This window comes from Rhodocyclus tenuis (assembly GCF_014197755.1).
Classification (GTDB): domain Bacteria; phylum Pseudomonadota; class Gammaproteobacteria; order Burkholderiales; family Rhodocyclaceae; genus Rhodocyclus; species Rhodocyclus tenuis.
Genome location: NZ_JACIGE010000009.1, coordinates 137,088 through 155,961 on the forward strand (window position 1 = coordinate 137,088; position 18,874 = coordinate 155,961).

Annotated in this window: 19 protein-coding genes and 1 tRNA gene; all 20 read left to right on the forward strand. The window is 61.8% G+C overall.

All coding sequences use genetic code 11. From position 1 onward, the window contains the following. Nucleotides 1–34 precede the first annotated feature (34 nt). The gene (gene ftsH, locus GGD90_RS12625) at nt 35–1,918 is read left to right on the forward strand and encodes an ATP-dependent zinc metalloprotease FtsH (RefSeq protein ID WP_153117234.1); all 1,884 of its coding nucleotides are present in this window, start codon (nt 35–37) and stop codon (nt 1,916–1,918) included. A gap of 89 nt (nt 1,919–2,007) precedes the next feature. Then, on the forward strand, nt 2,008–2,829 hold the full coding sequence (gene folP / locus GGD90_RS12630; protein WP_153117233.1) for a dihydropteroate synthase: 822 nt from the start codon (nt 2,008–2,010) through the stop codon (nt 2,827–2,829). A 233-nt stretch (nt 2,830–3,062) separates the two neighbouring features. Continuing rightward, nucleotides 3,063–4,442, forward strand: a complete 1,380-nt coding sequence (gene glmM / locus GGD90_RS12635) for a phosphoglucosamine mutase (protein WP_153117232.1) — start codon at nt 3,063–3,065, stop codon at nt 4,440–4,442. 61 nt (nt 4,443–4,503) lie between these two features. Beyond that, entirely contained in the window at nt 4,504–5,502 is a 999-nt protein-coding gene (locus tag GGD90_RS12640) for a PstS family phosphate ABC transporter substrate-binding protein (protein WP_153117231.1), read from the forward strand. 87 nt (nt 5,503–5,589) lie between these two features. Continuing rightward, nucleotides 5,590–6,540 (forward strand): phosphate ABC transporter permease subunit PstC, encoded by a 951-nt coding sequence (pstC, locus tag GGD90_RS12645; protein ID WP_338111857.1) that lies wholly within the window; start codon nt 5,590–5,592, stop codon nt 6,538–6,540. A 1-nt stretch (nt 6,541) separates the two neighbouring features. Beyond that, nucleotides 6,542–7,465: a phosphate ABC transporter permease PstA gene (gene pstA / locus GGD90_RS12650; RefSeq protein WP_153117230.1), complete on the forward strand. Its 924-nt coding sequence runs from the start codon at nt 6,542–6,544 to the stop codon at nt 7,463–7,465. Between the two features lie 27 nt (nt 7,466–7,492). Then, nucleotides 7,493–8,284: a phosphate ABC transporter ATP-binding protein PstB gene (gene pstB / locus GGD90_RS12655; protein WP_153117229.1), complete on the forward strand. Its 792-nt coding sequence runs from the start codon at nt 7,493–7,495 to the stop codon at nt 8,282–8,284. 107 nt (nt 8,285–8,391) lie between these two features. Further along, nucleotides 8,392–9,147, forward strand: coding sequence for a triose-phosphate isomerase (tpiA, locus tag GGD90_RS12660; RefSeq protein WP_153117228.1), 756 nt, complete (start codon nt 8,392–8,394; stop codon nt 9,145–9,147). Nucleotides 9,148–9,156: 9 nt separating this feature from the next. After that, nucleotides 9,157–9,546, forward strand: coding sequence for a preprotein translocase subunit SecG (gene secG / locus GGD90_RS12665; RefSeq protein ID WP_153117227.1), 390 nt, complete (start codon nt 9,157–9,159; stop codon nt 9,544–9,546). 67 nt (nt 9,547–9,613) lie between these two features. Next, a tRNA-Leu gene (locus tag GGD90_RS12670) sits at nt 9,614–9,698 on the forward strand. Between the two features lie 60 nt (nt 9,699–9,758). Beyond that, a complete protein-coding gene (locus tag GGD90_RS12675) occupies nt 9,759–10,133 on the forward strand; it encodes an NADH-quinone oxidoreductase subunit A (RefSeq protein WP_153117226.1) in 375 nt (124 codons plus the stop codon). Nucleotides 10,134–10,136: 3 nt separating this feature from the next. After that, the gene (locus GGD90_RS12680) at nt 10,137–10,613 is read left to right on the forward strand and encodes a NuoB/complex I 20 kDa subunit family protein (RefSeq protein WP_153117225.1); all 477 of its coding nucleotides are present in this window, start codon (nt 10,137–10,139) and stop codon (nt 10,611–10,613) included. 18 nt (nt 10,614–10,631) lie between these two features. Then, nucleotides 10,632–11,237, forward strand: coding sequence for an NADH-quinone oxidoreductase subunit C (locus GGD90_RS12685; RefSeq protein WP_153117224.1), 606 nt, complete (start codon nt 10,632–10,634; stop codon nt 11,235–11,237). Then, the gene (locus tag GGD90_RS12690) at nt 11,230–12,483 is read left to right on the forward strand and encodes an NADH-quinone oxidoreductase subunit D (protein ID WP_153117223.1); all 1,254 of its coding nucleotides are present in this window, start codon (nt 11,230–11,232) and stop codon (nt 12,481–12,483) included. The genes GGD90_RS12685 and GGD90_RS12690 overlap by 8 nt, the downstream gene beginning before the upstream one ends. Before the next feature lie 14 nt (nt 12,484–12,497). Then, entirely contained in the window at nt 12,498–12,971 is a 474-nt protein-coding gene (nuoE, locus tag GGD90_RS12695) for an NADH-quinone oxidoreductase subunit NuoE (protein WP_153117222.1), read from the forward strand. Then, on the forward strand, nt 12,971–14,299 hold the full coding sequence (gene nuoF, locus GGD90_RS12700) for an NADH-quinone oxidoreductase subunit NuoF (RefSeq protein WP_184415164.1): 1,329 nt from the start codon (nt 12,971–12,973) through the stop codon (nt 14,297–14,299). The genes nuoE and nuoF overlap by 1 nt, the downstream gene beginning before the upstream one ends. A 12-nt stretch (nt 14,300–14,311) precedes the next feature. Continuing rightward, nucleotides 14,312–16,687, forward strand: coding sequence for an NADH-quinone oxidoreductase subunit NuoG (nuoG, locus tag GGD90_RS12705; RefSeq protein WP_153117221.1), 2,376 nt, complete (start codon nt 14,312–14,314; stop codon nt 16,685–16,687). Then, nucleotides 16,687–17,736 carry an NADH-quinone oxidoreductase subunit NuoH gene (gene nuoH / locus GGD90_RS12710; protein ID WP_153117220.1) on the forward strand — a complete coding sequence of 350 codons (1,050 nt, stop codon included), beginning with the start codon at nt 16,687–16,689 and terminating at the stop codon, nt 17,734–17,736. Before nuoG ends, nuoH begins: the two co-directional genes overlap by 1 nt. A gap of 10 nt (nt 17,737–17,746) precedes the next feature. Beyond that, complete coding sequence (nuoI, locus tag GGD90_RS12715) at nt 17,747–18,235, forward strand: NADH-quinone oxidoreductase subunit NuoI (RefSeq protein WP_153117219.1); 489 nt, start codon at nt 17,747–17,749, stop codon at nt 18,233–18,235. A 12-nt stretch (nt 18,236–18,247) separates the two neighbouring features. Beyond that, nucleotides 18,248–18,847 carry an NADH-quinone oxidoreductase subunit J gene (locus GGD90_RS12720; RefSeq protein ID WP_153117218.1) on the forward strand — a complete coding sequence of 200 codons (600 nt, stop codon included), beginning with the start codon at nt 18,248–18,250 and terminating at the stop codon, nt 18,845–18,847. The last annotated feature ends 27 nt before the right edge of the window (nt 18,848–18,874 follow it).

An 18,874-nucleotide genomic window follows, 5' to 3' on the forward strand; every position in this document is an offset into this window, starting at 1 on the left:
GACTTCCGCTGCGCATCCATGAAGAGGTACTGCTTTGAATAACATGTTCAAGAACTTGGCGATCTGGCTGGTTATCGGTCTCGTGCTGATGACCGTCTTCAACCAGTTCAACAATCGCCAGGTGACGCAGGCGCCGATGGAATACTCCCAGTTCATCGACGAGGTGAAGGAAGGGCGTATCGCCAAGGTGGTGATCGAAGGGCGTGTGCTCAAGGCGACGACCAACGAGGGCAAGAAGCTCAACTCCTATGCGCCGCCGGATCTGTGGATGGTCTCCGACCTGCTCAAGTACGGCGTCAAGATCGAGGCGAAGCCGGAAGAAGAACCGTCGATGTTGATGAACATCTTCGTTTCTTGGTTCCCGATGCTGATCCTGATCGGTGTCTGGGTGTTCTTCATGCGCCAGATGCAGGGCGGTGGCCGTGGTGGTGCGTTCTCTTTCGGCAAGAGCAAGGCGCGTCTGCTCGACGAGTCGACCAACACGATCACCTTCGCCGACGTGGCCGGCTGTGACGAGGCCAAGGAGGAGGTGTCGGAACTCGTCGATTTCCTGCGCGATCCGTCGAAATTCCAGAAGCTTGGTGGCCGCATCCCGAAGGGTGTGTTGCTCGTCGGCAATCCGGGTACCGGCAAGACGCTGCTCGCCAAGGCTATCGCCGGCGAGGCGAAAGTGCCTTTCTTCTCGATCTCAGGCTCAGACTTCGTTGAAATGTTCGTCGGCGTCGGCGCCGCGCGCGTTCGCGACATGTTCGAGAACGCCAAGAAACACGCGCCGTGCATCATTTTCATCGACGAACTCGACGCCGTCGGCCGTCAGCGTGGCGCCGGCCTCGGTGGTGGCAACGACGAACGTGAACAGACGCTGAACCAGATGCTGGTCGAGATGGACGGCTTCGAGGGACAGACCGGCATCATCGTCATCGCCGCGACCAACCGTCCGGACGTTCTTGACCCGGCGCTGATGCGTCCGGGCCGCTTCGACCGGCAGGTCGTCGTGCCGCTGCCGGACATTCGCGGCCGCGAACAGATCCTCATCGTGCACATGCGCAAGGTGCCGCTGTCGCCCGACGTCAAGGCCGACATCATCGCGCGTGGTACGCCGGGCTTCTCCGGTGCCGACCTGGCCAATCTGGTCAATGAAGCGGCGCTGTTTGCGGCGCGTACCAATAAGCGTCTGGTCGACATGGACGATTTCGAGAAGGCCAAAGACAAGATCATGATGGGCGCCGAGCGCCGCAGTATGGTCATGAACGACGAAGAGAAGCGCAACACCGCCTATCACGAGTCGGGTCATGCGGTGGTCGCCAAGCTGGTGCCGAAGTCCGACCCGGTGCACAAGGTCACCATCATCCCGCGCGGCCGCGCGCTGGGCGTGACCATGCAACTGCCCGAGGAAGACCGCTACGCCTACGACCGCGTCTATCTGATGAGTCGTGTTGCGGTACTGTTCGGTGGCCGTATCGCCGAAGAACTGTTCATGAATCAGATGACGACCGGCGCTTCGAACGACTTCGAGCGCGCGACGCAGATGGTGCGCGACATGGTCACGCGCTACGGCATGTCCGATGCACTCGGGCCGATGGTCTATGGCGAGAACGAGGGCGAGGTTTTCCTCGGCCGTTCGGTGACGACGCACAAGAACGTTTCGGAAGCGACGATGCAGAAGGTCGATGCCGAAATCCGGCGCATCATCGACGAGCAATACGGATTGGCGCGCGGTATTCTCGAAGCCAACCGCGACAAGGTCGAGGCAATGACCGCGGCGCTGCTCGAATGGGAAACGATTGACGCCGAGCAGATCGACGACATCATGGCCGGACGCAGCCCGCGCCCGCCGAAACCGGCGCAGTCGGCAGCGCCGAACAAGTCGGGCGGCAGTACGCCCGGCGCTGCGCCCAACGCGACGGCGCCGGCCTGAGTATCTTCCCGCTTAGTTGCCGGGAGTTTTCGCGGGGGAGCTTGCGCTCCCCCGTTTCCGTTGACCGTTCCAGATAACGCGACCAAACCATGTCCCGACTCGACTGCGGCAAGTTTTCCCTTGATCTCGACCGTCCGCTGATCATGGGTATCGTCAACCTGACGCCGGATTCGTTTTCCGGTGACGGTGTCGGCGCCGAACGGGCGCTGGCGCATGCGCATGCGCAGATCGCAGCAGGCGCCGATCTGCTCGATCTCGGCGCCGAATCGACGCGACCCGGCGCGCAGCCGACGCCGCTCGACGAAGAACTGCGCCGCTTGCTGCCGATTCTCGACGGGCTGCGCGACTGCGGTGTGCCGGTTTCGATCGACACCTACAAGCCCGAGGTGATGCGCGCCGCCATCGCCGCTGGCGCAGCGATGATCAATGACATCTGTGGTCTGGGCCAGCCCGGCGCACTTGCGGCCGTCGCCGACAGCGACTGCGCCGTCTGCCTGATGCACATGCAGGGCGAACCGCTCAACATGCAGTTGCAGCCGAATTACGGCGACGTCGTTGGCGAAGTGCGCGCCTTCCTTGAAGAACGTTTGCGCGCAGCGGAAGCGGCCGGCATCGCACGTAGCCGCGTCGTGCTCGATCCGGGCTTCGGCTTTGGCAAGACGCTCGCCGACAATCTGGCGCTGCTGCGCCGTCTGCCAGAAATGGCCATCGACGGCTTGCCGGTCCTGGCCGGTCTTTCGCGCAAGTCGATGCTCGGCGCGATTACCGGACAGCCGGTGGCTTCGCGTCAGCCGGCGAGTGTCGCTGCCGCCCTGCTGGCGGCCCAGCGCGGCGCACGCATCCTGCGCGTACACGATGTGGCGGCGACGCGTGACGCGTTGGCTGTCTGGCAAGCCGTCGCGGGCGACTGAACGTCTTTTGCCGAGCCGGGGTGTCGGGGCGAGCGGGCGAGAGACGCTGCCGGCGCGCAGGTGCGACATCGCCGCCGGCGTTGGTTTTGTGCGGTTGCCCGTGCCGGATTCGCGCAAGCGGCGTCGGTTGCGCCGGAAGAGCGGGGCGGCTAGGTCAAGCAGCGCCGGTTTCAGTATGATGACGACCTTTGCCGGCCGGCCTTTGTGGGCGGCGGCAGTTCAGGGAGAAGTGCGTGCGGAAATACTTCGGAACCGACGGTGTGCGTGGTCGTGTCGGTGAGGCGCCGATAACGCCGGATCTGGTGATGCGCCTCGGCTATTCGGCCGGCCGCGCGCTGGTGGCGCAGGAGGCCGCGCGCAGCCAGATCAAGGCCGGCGAACGGCCGGCGGTACTGATCGGCAAGGACACGCGGATCTCCGGCTACATGCTCGAGGCGGCACTCGAGGCGGGCTTCGCCGCGGCCGGCGTTGACGTCTGTCTGGTCGGCCCGCTGCCAACGCCGGCGGTGGCTTACCTGACGCGCGCGCTGCGGCTGCAGGCCGGCGTGGTCATTTCGGCGTCGCACAATCCCTATTACGATAACGGCATCAAGTTCTTTTCGGCGCATGGCACCAAGCTGCCCGACGCGGTCGAGGTCGAGATCGAAGCCGGGCTGGAAGCGCCGATGCAATGCGTTCCGTCGGGGCAGCTCGGTCGGGCGCGGCGCATCAACGATGCCCCCGGTCGCTACATCGAGTTCTGCAAGAGCTCTTTCCCCGGCGATCTCGATCTGCGCGGGCTGAAGATCGTTGTCGACTGCGCGCATGGCGCCGCCTATCACATCGCGCCGCACGTGCTGCACGAGCTTGGCGCCGAGGTCAGCAGCATCGGTACCGATCCCGACGGCCTCAACATCAACAATGCGGTGGGTGCGACCGCCCCCGCCGCATTGCGTAACGCCGTCCTGGCGCAGGGTGCCGACCTCGGGATCGCGCTCGACGGCGACGGCGACCGGGTGATGATGGTCGACGCGACCGGTACCATCTACGATGGCGACCAGTTGCTTTACGCCATCGTCAAGAGCCGACTGCTGCTTGGGCCGGTCGCCGGCGTGGCCGGTACGCTGATGAGCAATTTGGCGCTCGAACATGCCTTCGCCGCACTCGGGGTCCCCTTTGCGCGCGCTGCGGTCGGTGACCGTTACGTGATGGAAATGCTGCTTGAGCGCGGGTGGCTGTTTGGTGGCGAAAATTCTGGGCACATCCTCTGTCTCGACAAGCACAGCACCGGTGACGGCATCATTTCGGCGCTGCAGGTACTTTCGGCACTGCGTAGCTCCGGCGGCGACCTGCGCTTGCTGCTCGGCAGCTTCACGCTGTATCCGCAAAAGCTGATCAATGTGCCGCTGGTCAAGGGTTTCCCCTGGCGCGATCACCCGCGTATCGATGCCGTCCGCCGTGAGGTCGAAGCCTCGCTGGCCGGGCATGGGCGGCTTCTGCTGCGTGCTTCCGGAACCGAACCCTTGCTGCGCGTGATGGTCGAGGGGCGCGACGCCGCGCGCGTCGAGCTCGCCGTCGAGACGCTGGCGGCAGCGGTGCGCGAGGCCGTCGGGGGAGATGTCACAGAGGTGTAATAATCGGTATCTAAACTCCGTTCGTCTGCTGCTTTGCAGCGTTTTCCGAAGGAGTTCATGCATGAAATCCGCAAAAATCGCCGCTCTTGTGTCGCTGGCCCTGGCCGGCATTGCTGCTTCGTCGTCAAGCTTTGCCGACACGCTGGTCAAGGTTGACGGCTCGTCGACGGTCTATCCGATCACCGAGGCTGTTGCCGAGGAGTTCCAGAAGGCGAAGAAAAACGCGATCAAGGTAACCGTCGGTATCTCCGGTACGGGCGGCGGCTTCAAGAAGTTCTGCCGCGGCGAGACCGATATTTCCAACGCCTCGCGTCCGATCCTGAAGAAGGAAATTGACGACTGCAAGGCCGCCGGCATCGAATACCTCGAGTTGCCGGTCGCTTACGACGCGCTGACCGTCGTTATCAACCCGAAGAACGACTGGATCAAGGCGCTGACCGTCGCCGAGCTGAAGGCGATGTGGGAGCCGGGCGCGCAGGGCAAGGTCACCAGCTGGAAGCAGGTCAATGCCGCCTGGCCGGATCGTCCGCTCAAGCTGTTTGGTCCGGGGGCCGATTCGGGCACCTTCGATTACTTCACCGAAGCCGTCAATGGCAAGTCGAAGTCAAGTCGGGGCGACTTCACCGCTTCGGAAGATGACAATGTGCTCGTTCAGGGTGTCGCGCGCGATGTCGGTGGTCTGGGCTTCTTCGGTTTTGCCTACTACGAAGAAAACCGCGACAAGCTGAAGTCCGTGCCGATCATTGCTGCCGAAGGCAAGCCCGCGGTTTCTCCTTCGATCAAGACGGTGATCGACGGTACGTACCAGCCGCTGGCGCGCCCGATCTTCATCTACGTCAATGCCAAGTCGGCTGACAAGCCCGAGGTCAAGGAATTCGTCGAGTTCTACATGAAGAACGCCGAAGCGCTGACCAAGGAAGTCAAGTACGTGCCGCTGCCCTCGAAGGCTTACACCTACAATGTCGATCACTTCAACAAGCGCCTGAAGGGCACGAAGTTTGGTGGCGAGAACAAGGTCGGCACCACCATCGAAGAACTGATGAAGCTTGAAGCCAAGTAATTCTGGCGATTCAGCAGCAAGAGCCCCGGGAATAACTCCCGGGGCTTGTTTCGCCATTCGGCGACAGCTATTCTCAGGGCGCGCCACGTGAGTTCAATCCCCCTTACTGCAGACAACCTCGATTCGATGTCCAGCCCCAGCGACCGTCTCAAGGTTGATCATTTCCGCCACCTCAAGGAGCGCGTGATCGAATCGATCATGTTCCTGGCGGCTTTCGTTTCAGTCGTGACGACGCTCGGCATCGTCTACATTCTGGTCAGCGAGTCGACCGTATTCTTTCGCCAGGTTCCGCTCAGCGACTTTCTTTTCGACCGGCAATGGACGCCGCTGTTTGACGATGCCCATTACGGCATCATGGTGCTGCTCTCGGGCACCATCACCAGTTCGGTGGTCGCCTTGCTGGTGGCGATTCCGCTCGGGACGATCATCGCCATTTACCTTTCCGAGTTTGCGCCGTTTGTCGTGCGCGAAGTGGCCAAGCCTTTCCTCGAACTGCTCGGCGGCGTGCCGACGATCATCTACGGCTATTTCGCGCTGGTCTTCCTGACGCCGCTGCTGCAGAAGATCTACCCCGACCTGCCTGGCTTCAACCTGCTTTCCGCGGGGATCGTCATGGGCATCATGATCATCCCGTATGTCGCCTCGCTGTCCGAAGACGCGATGAAAGCGGTGCCGATGGCGCTACGCGAAGGCTCCTACGCGATGGGGGCGACGCGCCTGCAGACCTCGCTGCGCGTGGTCATGCCGGCGGCGACGTCCGGCATTGCCTCGGCGTACATCCTCGGTATTTCGCGTGCGGTCGGTGAAACGATGATTCTCGCCGTCGCCGCCGGTATGCAGCCGAACCTGACCTTCAATCCCACCGAACCCGGTGCGACGATCACCTCGTACATCGTCCAGGTTGCGCTCGGCGATCTGCCGCACGGCAGCATTGGCTACCAAACGATCTTCGCCGCCGGTCTGACGCTGATGCTGATGACGCTGGCGTTCAATCTGCTCGGTTACTACATGCGGAAGAAATTCCGCGAGGCTTACTGAAATGAATCAACAGGAACTGCAGGCGCTGCGCACGCTGATTGCTGCGCACAAGCGCAAGGACTTTCTGTTCGGCATCCTCGGCATCTTCGCACTGATGATCGGCGTGCTCACTTTTCTGAGCCTGTTTGCCAACATGGCGATCGAAGGTCTGGGGCGAATCGACGCTGATTTCCTGACCTCGTTCCCCTCGCGGCGGGCGGCGAACGCCGGCATTCTCTCGGCTTGGGTGGGATCAACGCTGGTGATGCTGGTCACCGCCTTCGCCGCCGTTCCGATCGGCGTCGCTTCAGGAATCTATCTCGAAGAGTACGCGCCGAAAAACTGGATGACCGACATCATCGAGATCAACATCTCCAATCTCGCCGGTGTGCCGTCGATCATCTACGGTCTGCTCGCCCTTGGTCTTTTCGTCTACACCTTCGGTCTCGGGCAGAGCATTCTCTCGGCGGGCCTGACGCTGGCGCTGCTGATCCTGCCGGTGGTCATCGTTGCCACGCGCGAAGCGATCCGCTCGATTCCGCAGATCATCCGTGAAGGTGCTTATGCCTGCGGCGCGACGACCTGGCAGGTGGTGCGCGATCACATCGTGCCGTATTCGAGTGCCGGCATTCTTACAGGCATCATCATCGGCATGGCGCGCGCCATCGGCGAAACGGCGCCGATCATCACCATCGGTGCGCTTACCTTCATCGCCTTCCTGCCGCCGGCGCCGTTCGCCGGTGACCCGCCGGCCGGCATGTTCGACTGGCTGTTCGCGCCCTTTACGGTGATGCCGATCCAGATGTTCAACTGGACCTCGCGTCCGGAAGCGGCCTTTGCCACCAATGCCGCCGCCGCCGGCTTCATCCTTGTGCTGATGACGCTGGCGATGAACGGGCTGGCAATCTGGTTGCGCTACCGCCTGCGCAAGAACATCAACTGGTAGACGTTTCAATTCCCTGGTGAATTTTCAATGAACGACGCAGCAAACCACGAATCCCTACCCGGACTGAAGGCGGAAGCCCGGAATCTCAACTTCTTCTACGACAAGTTCCACGCGCTCAAGAACATCAACATGCCGGTGTATGAGAAGAAGGTTACCGCGCTGATCGGTCCTTCCGGCTGCGGCAAGTCAACCTATCTGCGCTGCTTCAACCGCATGCACGACCTCTATCCTGGCAACCGCTACGAAGGCGCGATCGAGTTTCATCCCGACCGTACCAACCTGCTCTCGCCGAAGGTCGATCCGATCGAGGTGCGCATGCGTATCAGCATGGTTTTCCAGAAGCCGAACCCTTTCCCGAAGTCGATCTTCGAGAACGTCGCCTATGGCTTGCGTGTGCGTGGCGAACGCACTCGTTCCGTGATCGAAGACAAGGTAGAAATGGCGCTGCGTGGCGCTGCCTTGTGGGATGAGGTGAAGGACCGGCTGAAAGAGCAGGGCGCCAACCTCTCCGGCGGTCAGCAGCAGCGCCTCTGTATCGCGCGTGCGCTGGCGAGTGATCCGGAACTGATGCTGTTCGACGAGCCGACCTCGGCACTTGACCCGATTGCCACCGCCAGCATCGAGGAACTCGTTTCCGAACTGAAGGAAAAGGTGACGGTGCTGATCGTGACGCACAATATGCAGCAGGCTGCGCGCATCTCCGACTTCACGGCCTATATGTATCTCGGCGAGATGGTCGAGTTCGGCGTGACCGACCAGATCTTCATCAAGCCGCAAAAGAAGCAGACCGAAGACTACATCACCGGTCGCTTCGGCTGATCCAGCGAAGGCTCGCGGGCGCTGTCAAGGCGGCCGCGAGCCCGTTTCATATTGACCCGGAGATGCCGATTTCACTATAATGAACGGCTTTTAAACGGGGCTAAACAGTGCGTCGCAATCTTGTCGCCGGAAACTGGAAAATGCACGGCGGCCTGGTCGCGAACCAGCGCTTGCTGGCGGACGTTGTCCTTGGTGCCGCGACGCTTGGTCGCGTCGAATTGGCCGTCTTCGTGCCTTTTCCTTATCTTGCGCAGACGCAGTCCCTGCTTTCGCCGACGGCGATTGCCTGGGGGGCGCAAAACCTGAGCGAGCACGCCAAGGGTGCATTCACCGGCGAGGTGAGTGCCGCAATGCTGGGCGATTTTGCTTGCCGTTACGTGCTGGTCGGTCACTCCGAGCGTCGTTCGCTGTTCGGTGATACTGACGCAAAAGTCGTGGCAAAGGTCGAGGCGGCTCTGGCGCATGGCTTGCGGCCGGTGCTCTGCGTCGGTGAGACGCTGGCGGAGCGCGAAGCCGGATCGACCATGGAAGTGGTCGGTGCTCAGCTCGCGGCGGTGCTTGATCGCGTCGGAGTCGCAGCTTTCGCGCAGGTCGTGCTTGCTTACGAACCTGTCTGGGCGATCGGTACAGGGCGTACTGCCTCCGCCGAGCAGGCGCAGGAGGTTCATGCGGGTTTGCGGCAGCAGCTTGCGGTGCTTGATGCCGACGTGGCTGCCGGTGTGCGCATTGTCTATGGTGGCAGCGTCAAGCCGGACAATGCTGCCGAATTGTTCGCCAAGCCCGATATTGACGGTGGTTTGATAGGCGGTGCTGCGTTGGTGGCGGAAGATTTTTTGAAGATCTGCCGTGCGGCAGATGAGTGACGGAGCAACATGAATACTTTTTTTTCGCTGATTCTGGTCCTGCACATTCTGGTCGCCCTTGGCGTGATCGGCTTGGTGCTGGTTCAGCATGGCAAAGGCGCCGACATGGGGGCTGCTTTCGGTAGCGGTTCTTCCGGTAGTCTGTTCGGTGCCACCGGGTCGGCGAACTTCCTCAGCCGGACGACGGCTGTGCTGGCCGCGATTTTCTTCATCACCAGCCTGTCCCTGGCTTACATAGAGTCAAACAAGCCAAAAGTCACTGGCAGCGTGATGCAAGATGCGGTAGACTCTCAATCTGTTCCGGCGCCAGCCGCGGCCGGAAGCGACAAGGCTCCTGGTTTGACTGATTCTGGTGGCCCGATCGATTCCGGATCCAAGGCGAAGGAAATTCCCAAATAAGCTTTGGGAAATATCAGACGCGGGGAAGCAGTATTCCTCGATCATCCCGTGATCTGACTGTAGCAGTGCCGACGTGGTGAAATTGGTAGACACGCTATCTTGAGGGGGTAGTGACTTCGGTCGTGTGAGTTCGAGTCTCACCGTCGGCACCAAGTGGAGTCATCAGGGAAGGGATGGCTCTGGTTTGAAATGCAGCGATGGCGCGGCGGATCATGCTTGAAAATTACTTCCCGGTATTCGTCTTCATAGCGGTAGGCGCCGTCGTCGGCGGCCTGCCGATGCTGTTAGGCTGGTTTCTCTCTCCCAGTCGCCCCGACAGCGAAAAACTCTCCCCTTATGAGTGCGGATTCGAGGCCTTCGAAGACGCGCGCATGAAGTTTGATGTGCGGTTTTACCTGATCGCCATTCTCTTCATCATTTTCGATCTGGAAATCGCCTTTCTCTTTCCTTGGGCGACAATCTTCAAGGAAATCGTCGAAACGGAGTCGATCAAGTGGTTCGGCTTTGTCGAGATGATGGTCTTCATCGCCATTCTGGTCGTCGGCTTTGTTTATGCCTGGGCCAAGGGCGCACTGGAGTGGGAGTGAGCGATGGGTATCGAAGGCGTCATGCAGGAAGGCTTCGTTACGACGACCGCCGACAAGCTGATCAACTATGCGCGCACCGGATCGCTCTGGCCGATGACCTTTGGTCTGGCGTGTTGCGCAATCGAAATGATGCACGCAGCGACCAGTCGCTACGATATTGATCGCTTCGGGATTATTTTTCGCCCCAGTCCACGGCAGTCGGACCTGATGCTGGTCGCCGGCACGCTGACCAACAAGATGGCACCGGCCTTGCGCAAGGTCTATGACCAGATGGCCGAGCCGCGCTGGGTGCTGTCGATGGGCTCCTGTGCCAATGGCGGCGGTTATTACCATTATTCGTATTCGGTAGTGCGCGGTTGTGATCGAATCGTTCCGGTTGATGTCTACGTGCCGGGCTGTCCGCCGACGGCCGAGGCGCTCATCTATGGGCTGATCCAGTTGCAAAACAAGATTCGCCGCACCAGTACCATCGCCCGCTGACCGGAACGAGAGCGCGATATGACCGCGAAGTTGGATACGCTTGCCCAGCATCTGAACGACAGGCTAGCCGAGTTGATCGTGACGCAACGCACGGCGCTGGGGGAACTGACTGTCGAGGTGGCGGTCAGTGATTACCTCGACCTTTTGGCGGTGTTGCGTGACGATCCGGACTTCGCTTTCGACCAGTTGATCGATCTCTGCGGTGTCGATTATTCGACCTATCGCAACGGTGTCTGGTCCGGCAATCGCTTCGCGGTGGTCTGCCATCTGCAGTCGATCGAGCATAACTGGCGGCTACGTGTGCGCTGTTTTGCTGCCGACGACGCTTTCCCGGTGGTACCCTCGATCACGGGTCTATGGACGGTCGCGGACTGGTTTGAACGCGAGGCTTTCGACCTGTTTGGTATCATTTTCCCGGGGCACGAGGATTTGCGCCGCATTCTTACCGACTATGGATTCATCGGCCATCCGCTGCGCAAGGATTTCCCGGTCTCCGGTCATGTCGAAATGCGCTACGACCCGACGCAGCAGCGCGTCATCTATCAGCCGGTGAGTATCGAGCCACGCGAAATCACCCCGCGCATCGTGCGCGAGGAAAAGTACGGAACCCCCGGCCATGGCTGAGTTGCGCAACTTCACCATCAATTTCGGTCCGCAGCACCCGGCAGCGCACGGTGTGCTGCGGCTGGTGCTCGAACTCGATGGCGAAGTCGTCGAACGCGCCGATCCGCACATCGGCCTGCTGCACCGCGCCACCGAGAAGCTCGCCGAGCACCGTACCTGGCTGCAATCAGTGCCGTACATGGACCGGCTCGACTATGTCTCGATGATGTGCAACGAGCACGCCTACTGCATGGCGATCGAAAAGTTGCTCGGGATCGAGCCGCCGCTGCGTGCGCTGTATATCCGCACGATGTTCGACGAGATCACGCGCATCCTCAATCACCTGCTCAACATCGGCACGCACGCACTCGACGTCGGTGCGATGACGATGGTGCTCTACACTTTCCGCGAGCGCGAAGACCTGATCGACGCCTACGAAGCGGTTTCCGGCGCGCGCATGCACGCCGCCTACTACCGTCCGGGGGGCGTTTATCGCGACCTGCCCGAGCGCATGCCGCAATATCGCGAGTCGAAGTGGAAGGATGCGAGTACCGTCAAGGCGCTCAATGCTTCGCGCAGCGGTTCCCTGCTCGATTACCTCGACGATTTCGTCACGCGTTTTCCGAAGCTGATCGACGAATACGAGACGCTGCTCACGGAAAACCGCATCTGGAAGCAACGTCTGGTCGGAATCGGCGTGGTGACCGCCGAGCGTGCGCGCGCCCTCGGCTTCAGTGGGCCGATGCTGCGCGGCTCCGGCGTCGCCTGGGATCTGCGCAAGAAGCAGCCGTACGCGGCCTACGACCGTGTCGACTTCGACATTCCGGTCGGCGCCGAGGGCGATTCCTACGACCGCTATCTGGTGCGCATGGAAGAGATGCGCCAGTCGAACCGGATCATCCGCCAGTGCATCGACTGGTTGCGCGCCAATCCGGGTCCGGTGATGACCGACAACGCCAAGGTGGCGCCGCCTTCGCGCGAAGCGATGAAGTCGAACATGGAAGAGCTGATCCACCATTTCAAGCTGTTCACCGAGGGCATGCACGTTCCCGAGGGTGAGGCCTACGCCGCCGTCGAGCATCCCAAGGGCGAGTTCGGCATCTATCTCGTCTCGGATGGCGCCAACAAACCGTATCGCATGAAGATTCGCGCGCCCGGCTTCGTCCACCTCTCCGCCATTGACGAGATGACGCGCGGGCACATGATCGCCGACGTGGTCACGCTGATCGGTTCGCAGGACATCGTTTTTGGCGAGATCGACCGCTGATGCAGAATTCCCTGATGCTGACCCCCGAGCTCATTGCCCGTATTGATCGCGAGATCGCCAAGTATCCTGTCGAGCAGAAACAGTCGGCCGTGATGGCCGCCTTGGCCATTGCCCAGGAAGCAGCAGGCTGGTTGTCGCCGGAAGCGATCGAGGCGGTCGCCAGCTACCTTGAGATGTCGCCGGTGGCGGCGCTCGAAGTCGCCACCTTCTACAATATGTACGACCTCAAGCCGGTCGGTCGGCACAAGCTGACGGTGTGCACCAATCTGCCGTGCATGCTTTCCGGTGGCATGCATGCGCTTGAATATCTGCAGGAAAAGCTCGGCATCGGCCTCGACGAAACGACGCCGGACGGCAAGTTTACGCTCAAGCAGGGTGAGTGCATGGGCGCCTGTGGCGACGCGCCGGTGCTGCTGGTGAACAATCGACACATGTGCTGTTCGATGACCCCGGCCGAAATCGATCGCTTGCTGGCGGAGCTCGACTGATGGCGATCCTCGGTTCGATCAACCCGATTCTTACGGCGGGTCTCGACGGCGACCGCAGCTGGCGGCTTGCCGACTATGTCGCCCGTGGCGGCTATTCGGCGCTGCGCCGGATCATTGCCGAACGGACGACGCCGGAACAGATCATCGCCGAAGTGAAGAAGTCGGTACTGCGCGGTCGTGGCGGTGCCGGTTTCCCGACCGGTCTCAAGTGGTCGTTCATGCCGCGCACGCTGCCCGGCGACAAGTACCTGATCTGCAACTCCGACGAGGGCGAGCCCGGTACCTTCAAGGATCGCGACCTGCTGCGCTACAACCCGCACGCGGTGATCGAGGGCATGGTCATCGCCGGTTACGCGATCGGCGCCACGCGCGGTTTCAACTACATCCACGGCGAAATCTGGGAGCTCTACCAGCGCTTCGAGGACGCGCTCGCCGAAGCGCGCGCCGAAGGTCTGGTCGGCAAGCACATTCTCGGCGGCGATTTCACTTTCGAACTGTTCGCGCATCACGGCTACGGTGCCTATATCTGCGGCGAAGAAACCGCCTTGCTCGAGTCGATCGAGGGCAAGAAAGGGCAGCCGCGTTTCAAGCCGCCGTTCCCGGCGAGCTTCGGCCTCTACGGCAAGCCGACGACGATCAACAACACCGAAACGCTGGCGTCAGTGCCGTTCATCCTGAACATGGGTGGCGACGCCTTCCTCGCGGCCGGCAAGGCGAACAACGGTGGTCCGAAGCTGTTCTCGGTTTCCGGCCACGTCGAGCGTCCCGGCAACTACGAGGTGCCGATGGGTACGCCCTTCGCCACGCTGCTCGAGATGGCCGGCGGTGTGCGTGGCGGGCGCAAGCTCAAGGGCGTCATCCCCGGTGGCTCGTCGTCGCCGGTGCTGAGCGCCGAGCTGATGATGGACTGCACCATGGACTACGACTCGATCGCCAAGGCGGGGTCGATGCTCGGCTCGGGCGCAGTGATCGTGATGGACGAGACGACGTGCATGGTCAAGGCGCTCGAGCGTCTCTCCTACTTCTACTACGAGGAATCCTGCGGCCAGTGCACGCCCTGCCGTGAAGGTACCGGCTGGCTGTACAAGATCATCCAGCGCATCGAGAACGGCCTGGGCCGCCCCGAGGATCTTGACCTGCTGTCGAGCATCACCGGTAACATCATGGGCCGCACCATCTGTGCGCTGGGCGATGCGGCGTCGATGCCGGTGCAGAGCTTCCTCAAGCACTTCCGCGACGAGTTCGCCTATCACATCGAACACGGCCGTTGCCTTGTGCCGCGCGAGGTCCAGCGCGCCGGCAGCGGTTTCTTCACGGCGTCGGCCTGAAAGTGATGCGAGATGCCTGAAATCGAAATCGACGGAATCGTGACGCAAGCCCCCGACGGCGCCACCATCATGGAGGTGGCCGAGCAACTGGGCGTGTACATTCCGCATTTTTGCTATCACAAGAAGCTGTCGATCGCCGCCAACTGCCGCATGTGTCTGGTGCAGGTCGAAAAGGCGCCAAAGCCGGTTCCCGCCTGCGCAACGCCGGCGACCAACGGCATGAAGGTGTTCACGCACTCGCCGCTGGCGGCCAAGGCGCAGCAGGGCGTGATGGAGTTCCTGCTGATCAACCACCCGCTCGACTGTCCGATTTGCGACCAGGGTGGCGAGTGCCAGTTGCAGGACCTCGCCGTCGGCTACGGCATGGGCGCCTCGCGCTATCAGGAAGAAAAACGCGTCGTCTTCCACAAGGAAGCCGGGCCGCTCGTTTCCATGCAGGAAATGTCGCGCTGCATCCATTGCACGCGCTGTGTCCGTTTCGGTCAGGAAATCGCCGGCGTGATGGAGCTCGGCATGGTCAATCGCACCATGCATTCCGAGATCGTCACCTTCCTCGGTCGCAGCATCGACTCCGAACTGTCGGGCAACATGATCGACCTGTGCCCGGTTGGCGCGCTGACCTCGAAGCCTTTCCGCTTCGCCGCGCGCGCCTGGGAACTGTCGCGCCTGCCGTCGATCAGCCCACACGACAGCGTTGGCGCCAACCTCACCGTGCAGACACTTGCCAACCGTGTCATGCGCGTGTTGCCGCGCGAGAACGAGGCCGTCAACGAGTGCTGGATTTCCGACCGCGACCGTTTCTCCTACGAGGGCGTGAATAGCCCCGAGCGGCTGACCCGTCCGCAGATCCGCGTCGATGGCAAGCTGCGCGAGGTGGACTGGAGCGTCGCGCTCGATTACGTCGCACATGGCCTGCGCGACATCGTCAATACTCATGGCGCCGATGAGATCGCCGCGCTCGCCGCGCCCTGGTCGACGCTCGAAGAAATGCACCTGCTGCAGAAGCTGGTGCGTGGGCTCGGCTCGGGCAATGTCGATTTCCGGCCACGGCGCATGGACTTTGCGCCGAGCGGCGTTCCTGCCGGCGCGCGCTGGCTGGGAATGCGCATCGCCGAGCTCAACGAACTCGACACGGCGCTGGTCGTCGGCAGCTTCGTGCGCAAGGACATCCCGCTGTTCGCGCAGCGCCTGCGCCAGGCAGCCAAGCACAACGGCACGCGCGTGACGCTGATTTCGCTCGGTAACGACGATCCGCTGATGAGCATGCACGAACACGTCGTGGTCGCGCCGTCGGAGCTGCCGGCGGCACTGGCGCGCGTGGTCAAGGCGGCGGCGCTGCAGTGCCGCGTGCCTGTGCCAGCCGGTCTGGAAGCAATCGTTCCCGACATTCCTTCCGAAGCGATTGCCACCAGTCTGCGGGTGCGCGGCCGCAGCATGATCTTCCTCGGCCGCGTCGCGGTGCAGCATCCGCATGCGGTGCAGATTCATGTCCTGGCGCAGCACCTGTCCGATATCACCGGTGCGAAGATCGGTTTCTTCAGCGACGCTGGCAATATCGTCGGCGGCTATCTCTCGGGTGCGCTGCCAAGTGCGCGCAACGCGCATTCGATGTTCACCGACCCGCGCTGCGCCTACGTGCTGCTTGGCCTCGAGCCCGAGCTCGATTGCCATAATCCGCAACTGGCGCTCGCCGCGCTGCGTCAGGCCGACCTGCGCGTCGTGCTCTCGCCTTTTGTCAGCGAGACGATGCGCGAGTACGCCGACGTGCTGCTGCCGGTGACGCCCTTTACCGAAACCTCGGGCACCTTCGTCAATGCCGAGGGCCGGGTGCAGAGCTTCAAGGGTGTTGTCCGTCCGCTCGGTGATTCGCGGCCGGCGTGGAAGGTTCTGCGCGTTCTCGGCAACCTGCTCGAACTCGAGGGTTTCAATCAGGATTCGAGCGAAGAGGTACGCGACGCGGTCTTGCCTCCTGCGTCCCTAAAGGACGGGCAGTTTGCCTCCGGCCTCGACAATTGCATCAAGCTTCCGATCGATGCTGCCGCACTGGTTCCGGCCAAGGGAATCCTTGAGCGTGTTGCCGATGTGCCGATCTACTTCTCTGATCCGCTGGTGCGACGCGCACCGGCACTGCAGAAGACCAATGATGCGCAGGCGCCGACGGCACGCATGTCGTCCCGGACACTGGCGCAAGCAGGCGTCGTTGCCGGTTCGCTGGTGCGCTTGCGTCAGGAGAGCCTTGCCGGCAGCGCGAGTGGCGCTGGCGAAGCAATGCTGACGGCTGTCCTCGACGACGGCGTTCCCGACGGCTGTATTCGCGTTTCGGCGGGACATCCGAGCACTGCGGCGCTCGGTGCGATGTTCGGCGCGATCAGCGTGGAGGCCGTCTGATGGACGCCTTCCAGCAGTTCCTCGGCAGCGTCTTCGGCGATGGCGCCTCGCTGGTGTGGACGATCCTGAAGATCATGGCCATCGTCGCGCCCTTGATGGCGGCGGTTGCCTACCTGACCTATTTCGAGCGCAAGGTCATCGGTTACATGCAGGTGCGCATCGGTCCGAACCGCGTTGGCTACTGGGGGCTGTTGCAGCCGATTGCCGACGCGGTCAAGCTGATGTTCAAGGAAATCATCATTCCTGCGGGCGCCGACCGCAGCCTGTTCCTGATCGCGCCGATGCTGGCGATCGTGCCGGCGCTGGCGGCGTGGGCGGTACTGCCGTTTTCCGATACGCTGATCCTCGCCGACGTCGATGCCAGCCTGCTCTACGTGATGGCCATTGCCTCGCTCGGCGTGTACGGGATCATCCTTGCTGGCTGGGCGTCGAATTCGAAGTACGCCTTCCTCGGTGCGATGCGCTCGGCAGCGCAGCTCATCTCCTACGAAGTGGCGATGGGCATGGCGCTGATCACCGTGCTCATGGTCTCGAACAGCCTCAACCTGCACGACATCGTGCGAGCGCAGGGGCAGGGGGTCTTCGTGGATTACGGTGCCGGTTTCCTCTCGTGGAACTGGCTGCCGCTGCTGCCGATGTTCGTCGTTTACCTCGTTTCCGGTGTTGCCGAAACGAATCGTGCACCGTTCGACATGGCCGAAGGCGAGGCGGAAATCGTCGCCGGCTTCCACGTCGAGTATTCGGGGATGGCTTTCGCGATCTTCTTCCTCGCCGAATACGCCAACATGATCCTCATCTCGGCGCTGACCTCGCTGCTGTTCCTCGGCGGCTGGTTGTCGCCGGTCGGTTTCCTGCCCGACAGCATCTTCTGGCTGCTGGCGAAAATTTCCGCCGTGCTTTTCTTCTTCCTGTGGATTCGCGCCACTTTCCCGCGCTATCGCTACGACCAGGTCATGCGTCTTGGCTGGAAAGTGTTCATTCCGCTTTGCATCGTCTGGATCGTCGTCGTCGGCTGCTGGATGATGTCGCCCCTGAACATCTGGAAATGAGAGGCCGGCCATGGGATCAATGAAGAATATCTTCAGCAGCCTGCTGCTCAAGGAGCTGTTCGAAGGGCTCTCCGTTACCGGCCGCTATTTCTTCGCGCGCAAGGTGACGGTGCATTACCCCGAGGAAAAGACGCCGCAAAGCCCGCGTTTCCGGGGGCTGCACGCGCTGCGCCGCTATCCGAACGGTGAGGAACGCTGCATCGCCTGCAAGCTGTGCGAGGCCGTCTGCCCGGCACTGGCGATCACCATCGAATCGGATGAGCGCGAAGACGGTTCGCGTCGCACCAAACGCTACGATATCGATCTGACCAAGTGCATCTTCTGCGGCTTCTGCGAAGAGGCGTGTCCGGTCGATGCCATCGTCGAGACGCGCATTCTTGAGTACCACGGCGAGAAGCGCGGCGATCTTTACTACACCAAGCAGATGCTCCTGGCTAACGGCGACCGCTATGAAGCGCAGATCGCCGAAGACCGCGAGAGTGATGCGAAATTTCGCTGACGGGCCGCCGTGATGGATTTCAAGAGCTTCGTCTTCTACTTCTTCTCGACGATCCTCGTCCTGGCCTCCTTGCGCGTGATCACCGCACGCAATCCGGTCCATGCCGTGCTGTTCCTGGTGCTTGCCTTCGTTTCTGGCGGCGGCATCTGGCTGCTGCTCGACGCGGAATTCCTCGCCATGACGCTGATCCTCGTCTATGTCGGCGCAGTGATGGTGCTCTTCCTCTTTGTCGTGATGATGCTCGACATCAATCTCGACCGGCTGCGTGAAGGCTTCTGGAGTTATCTGCCGCTCGGCGCGACGGTCGGTGCGCTGATGGCGCTGGAGATGGGTGTCATCCTCGGCGGCAGTTACCTCAACCTGTTCGAAAGCAGCGTTCCTTCGGCCGCCAGCGAGAGCAACGTCAAGGCCATCGGCCGCCTGATCTATACCGACTACGTTTATCCTTTCGAGCTCGCTTCGGTGATCCTGCTGGTTGGCATCGTCGCCGCGATTGCGCTCACCGGGCGCAAGCGCAAGCCGACCAAGGCGATCGATCCGGCGCGGCAGGTGCTGGTCAAGGCGAGCGACCGGCTACGCATCATCAGCATGCCGGCCGAAAAGAAGGAGTGATGTCGCGGATGAGGACAGGAATCCGGT

Coding starts and splice junctions, on each gene's coding strand:
- folP (WP_153117233.1), top strand. CDS start 2,008: ATGTCCCGACTCGACTGCGGCAAGTTTTCCCTTGATCTCGACCGTCCG.
- GGD90_RS12640 (WP_153117231.1), top strand. CDS start 4,504: ATGAAATCCGCAAAAATCGCCGCTCTTGTGTCGCTGGCCCTGGCCGGC.
- pstA (WP_153117230.1), top strand. CDS start 6,542: ATGAATCAACAGGAACTGCAGGCGCTGCGCACGCTGATTGCTGCGCAC.
- pstB (WP_153117229.1), top strand. CDS start 7,493: ATGAACGACGCAGCAAACCACGAATCCCTACCCGGACTGAAGGCGGAA.
- secG (WP_153117227.1), top strand. CDS start 9,157: ATGAATACTTTTTTTTCGCTGATTCTGGTCCTGCACATTCTGGTCGCC.
- GGD90_RS12675 (WP_153117226.1), top strand. CDS start 9,759: ATGCTTGAAAATTACTTCCCGGTATTCGTCTTCATAGCGGTAGGCGCC.
- GGD90_RS12680 (WP_153117225.1), top strand. CDS start 10,137: ATGGGTATCGAAGGCGTCATGCAGGAAGGCTTCGTTACGACGACCGCC.
- GGD90_RS12685 (WP_153117224.1), top strand. CDS start 10,632: ATGACCGCGAAGTTGGATACGCTTGCCCAGCATCTGAACGACAGGCTA.
- GGD90_RS12690 (WP_153117223.1), top strand. CDS start 11,230: ATGGCTGAGTTGCGCAACTTCACCATCAATTTCGGTCCGCAGCACCCG.
- nuoE (WP_153117222.1), top strand. CDS start 12,498: ATGCTGACCCCCGAGCTCATTGCCCGTATTGATCGCGAGATCGCCAAG.
- nuoF (WP_184415164.1), top strand. CDS start 12,971: ATGGCGATCCTCGGTTCGATCAACCCGATTCTTACGGCGGGTCTCGAC.
- nuoG (WP_153117221.1), top strand. CDS start 14,312: ATGCCTGAAATCGAAATCGACGGAATCGTGACGCAAGCCCCCGACGGC.
- nuoH (WP_153117220.1), top strand. CDS start 16,687: ATGGACGCCTTCCAGCAGTTCCTCGGCAGCGTCTTCGGCGATGGCGCC.
- nuoI (WP_153117219.1), top strand. CDS start 17,747: ATGGGATCAATGAAGAATATCTTCAGCAGCCTGCTGCTCAAGGAGCTG.
- GGD90_RS12720 (WP_153117218.1), top strand. CDS start 18,248: ATGGATTTCAAGAGCTTCGTCTTCTACTTCTTCTCGACGATCCTCGTC.